The 1,643-nt window shown below is 30.2% G+C and carries 1 protein-coding gene; it reads left to right on the top strand.

Annotated elements, in window-relative coordinates; all coding sequences use genetic code 11:
• Positions 1-23: 23 nt before the first annotated feature.
• A partial coding sequence (locus Q0F58_RS19510; RefSeq protein WP_294379758.1) for a leucine-rich repeat domain-containing protein occupies positions 24-1,643 on the top strand: 1,620 nt, incomplete at its 3' end.

The raw sequence follows: 1,643 nt of genomic DNA on the forward strand, positions 1-1,643 counted from the left end.
CTACAAGGGATGAGAGATTTTTTATGGAGAAATTTTATATAATGCAAAGTTCAAAATATATAAAAAATAATGATAAAGCTATTACTCTAATAGCAATGGTTGTTACGATTATAATTTTATTAATATTATCGGGAGTCACAATTGCAACGTTAACCTCAGATAATGGAATAATAAACAATGCCAAAGTAACAAAAATGGCTACAGAATTTGCAAATTATAATGAGGAAGTTGAGCAATGGAAGATGGCTCAATCAGTAGAAAAAAATGGGGATTTTAAAGAAGATACGCTATCCGCAGGAAAAAGTAATTTGACTTATGATGGAGAGAAAAAAGAAGGAAATATAAAAAATATAATACCTGATATGTTGGATGATTATTTAGATGAAATCGAAATAATCAAAGGAACTCTAACAATAAACACTACAAATGCTTCGAAAACAAAAGCTGCTAAAATAGCAGGAATACCTTCAAATCCGTATGAAATAAAAAACGGCGTGCTTGAATCAACCGGCTCTAACTTAGATTTAATGGCCTCTGATGGAACATTAACAATACCAGAGAATGTAACTAAGATAGCATCAGGAGCTTTCTCTGGAGTGAAAGGACTGAAAACGGTAATAATACCAGGGAGTGTAGAAGAAATTTCTGATTATGCATTTTCATACAATGCAACTCTTGAAAACGTAGTATTAAATTATGGAATAAAGAGAATTGGAGGAAATGCCTTTGATAATGTTAGTAATTTGAAATCAATTAATTTTCCTGATTCTTTAACTGAAATCGCTTCAAGAGCATTTAGAACGACAGGTTTAAAAGAGATAAATATACCAGGTAGCGTCAAAGCAATCGAAAATGAAGCTTTTACAGGTTGCGCTAGCTTATCGAAAATTACATTAAATGAAGGAATAGAACGATTAGTTGGAGGATGTTTTGCTTATACAAATATAGAAAGCATTGATTTACCTAAAACAGTAATAGGAATAAGTGAAGAGGCATTTGGAGGATGTAAAAAATTAATAAATGTAAATATAAATGATAACCAAAATTTTGTATATGAATCAGGAATGCTAATGACAAAAGACAAGAGCAGTGTTGTATTTGCATCAAGTAGCTACTTAAAAGGTATAACTACATTTAAGATTCCAGAAGGCATTAAGTCACTCAAATTGAATATTGGGCAGTATGACAATATAACAAAACTAGAATTACCAAAATCTCTTAGTGCGATTAATGTAGATGGGCTTCCTAGTTCTATTAATGATATAACTGTTGATGCAGAGAATAAATACTTTAAATGTGAAAATAAACTTTTGATTGGTGGAAATTATCTAGAGCTTTGCTATGAAAAAAGCAATAGTGTAATAATTCCAGAGGGAATAAAAACACTAGGAAACAAATGCTTTAAATGTGCAAGTGAAAGATGTAATATACAACTACCTGATTCATTAGAAACAATAGGAGATTGTGGAATACCGTATAAGAGCAGTATGAAAATAAGCAAGAACGTAAAAAATATAAATCCACTAATGGTAAGATATCAATTTGATGTAAATATCACTGTAGATAGTAAAAATCCATATTTTTGCGTTGAGAATAAAATATTGTATAGCAAAGATAAGAAGAAACTGGTAAGAGTATTATAT

Origin of the sequence: uncultured Clostridium sp. (genome assembly GCF_934754915.1) — a bacterium.
Taxonomy (GTDB): Bacteria; Bacillota; Clostridia; order Clostridiales; family Clostridiaceae; genus Clostridium.